Source organism: Lysinibacillus sp. GbtcB16 (assembly GCF_019091145.1).
Lineage (GTDB): Bacteria > Bacillota > Bacilli > Bacillales_A > Planococcaceae > Lysinibacillus > Lysinibacillus fusiformis.
In genome coordinates, this window is sequence record NZ_JAGXJV010000040.1 from 1 (window position 1) to 2,296 (window position 2,296).

Annotated in this window: 3 protein-coding genes and 1 pseudogene; 1 reads left to right on the forward strand and 3 read right to left on the reverse strand. The window is 36.9% G+C overall.

The annotated features are described in order from the left end of the window. Positions 1-481: tyrosine-type recombinase/integrase (locus KVT27_RS23000; protein WP_254636253.1), on the forward strand; the 481-nt coding region annotated here is incomplete at its 5' end. Positions 482-714: 233 nt separating this feature from the next. On the opposite strand, the gene KVT27_RS23005 is transcribed toward KVT27_RS23000, so the two are convergent. From KVT27_RS23005 to KVT27_RS23015, 3 genes and pseudogenes are all read right to left on the reverse strand, one after another. Continuing rightward, positions 715-1,203 carry an NUMOD3 domain-containing DNA-binding protein gene (locus tag KVT27_RS23005; protein WP_139893379.1) on the reverse strand — a complete coding sequence of 163 codons (489 nt, stop codon included), beginning with the start codon at positions 1,201-1,203 and terminating at the stop codon, positions 715-717. Further along, on the reverse strand, positions 1,204-1,563 hold the full coding sequence (locus KVT27_RS23010; protein ID WP_098952932.1) for a GIY-YIG nuclease family protein: 360 nt from the start codon (positions 1,561-1,563) through the stop codon (positions 1,204-1,206). It abuts the gene before it with no gap. Between the two features lie 495 nt (positions 1,564-2,058). Next, positions 2,059-2,296: pseudogene (locus KVT27_RS23015) on the reverse strand (hypothetical protein); the annotation flags it as partial.

The following is a 2,296-nucleotide window of genomic DNA, read 5'->3' on the forward strand; positions in this document are numbered from 1 at the left end:
ACGAAGATTACTAAATACACCAAATAAACGAAACTACAGTGATTTTCGAGATTACGTTATTATGAATCTCTTATTAGACACATTTTTGCTTATTAGCGAAGCACTATCGCTTACCAGCAATGATATTGATTTCTCTACCAAAGTTATTACAGTTCGTGCATCTGTTGCCAAAAGTCGTAAAGCACGTATTGTCCCGATTAAAAATACGACAGCAAACTTACTGAAAGATTTGATAAAGGAGAATGAAGAGTTTGAAACGGATCACGTCTTTGTTACAAAATACGGTGAACCGATGAATCGGAATCATATTCGCAGACGACTGAAGAAGTACGCTGAGGCAGCTGGAAGTACGAAGAACGTTCATCCCCACTTGTTCAGACATACAGGTGCTACGATGTTTCTAGAAGCTGGCGGGGATATACGTCACTTACAGATGTTACTCGGACACGCTGACCTACGCATTTATCTAAGCAGGCGTTAATTAATCAGCATGATAAATTTTCTCCGTTGAATGCCGTGATTGGGAAGCTGAACAAGGAGCGAAGGATATTACGTTAGGCGTCATCTTCAGATGGCGTTTTTTATTTTATATAGATGGTTGGCATAACCGTAAGCATATTCACAATGTATTATACAACAATAGAGCCTCAGATTATCCCGATTTGTTAATCAATATAACTGTGAGGTTAAATACCTCTGATAGTCTTTAGAGATTTATATACTAAGATAATAGTAAGTCGGATACTTATCTGATTTGAGCCTATCACGTAAAGTTTTCTTTGTTTTTCCTAATGTACGTACTGCCTCCATCAAGCTTGGATACTTTACATCATCTATACTTATATGTTTACTGTTGGGTGGACTTGCTCTCATCTTAAGCTTCTGTTCTTCAGACTTAGGAACACCTTTCAGCTTCCCTTTGTTCTTTTTCGAGATAATACGTCGCGTTTCTTCTGAGTGCGTTTTACCATAGCAGGGGTTCTTTTCGCCGTCATAACGCCCCTTCATCATCTCACTCTTCAGCCGTTTGTACTCTTCAGTATGATTCTTCCCGAGTATACCATTCGCTTCACCATGATTTGCGCATTTTTCTCGAAGATGCTGTATTACTTCTGGTGTATGCTTTCTATTATAAAATGGATTCTTTTCACCTGTCTGACCCTTCAGTTTCTCAATACGCTGTTTATTCGTTTCTTCAGACATCTATCCACTTGGCGGTTTTCCATAGAAATGGTGTTGATCTCCTCTTAAATTTTCTGTCTTAGATGACCAAGAGCGATTATACAAAATTTTGTTGGGTTTATACTGATCAATAAACAATTGCTCCATTTCTACAGCGAGTTGTAAATCCTCATACTTATTTCCAGTATCTATAATGTCAATAAGATTGAACTCAAAAGACTCTTCTCCATGTTTATTCCAAGTACGTTGCAGATGAATGATATGGTGCTTATTAGACTTTAGTAGTTGTATGTGAGTATTCCACCGTATTCTAAGATTGACTGTTCTTCCTACATAAAATTTCTCATCGATTTTGTTTCTAATAGCATAAATATATTGCATAAGAACCACTCCCCCAAAAAACTAACCTTCCTCACCCCCATTATGGTCCATTTAATGATAATTGAAACTTCGAGTTTTTATTTCCACGTTCGTCCACCGCTTGGCGTAATCCGATGTAACATTCGGACCTTCTCTTGTGATAGGGTGGCCCCCTCGTGCTGATACGTAGTGAAAGTTATACGTACTCAACTGAATTGATATAGTTGTAGACGATGAACCATCTGTTTCATAGCTTAAAGGTTTTGACACTCTTTTATCAAAGTGATAATTTCAACATGTCGCTTTGGGAGATAATTTGCACTTGTTTTAAGTGCTATTTTGCACTCTGGGTAAATATAAAAAAGTCCAATTTCCCAGCATTAGAATTAGGAAATTAGACCTTTTTTGTTACTCCACAAACGCGCCCGATTGTGGAAAAAAGCATATTTTAAACTGATAAATTTTAGCTGTTTCGATTATAAAAATTTCTACCAATAACGTGTCTATCAGATACATTTACAATAAATCTTTAACCTTATCTCTCATTCTGCTGACTAATATGATATTTGGTGATGTCCGGCTTAATTTAGATTGTACTTTATCTACAACTTTTCCAACTGATTCGTAACGCTCACCAGTTTTCTCAATCACTCTCCCGATTTGTTTGGTTATAAACCCAGAAAAAGGAATAGCTGTATTGGCAATTTCTTGTGTTAAGTCCAAACCTACACCCTTCACATCCCAAGAATCTAAT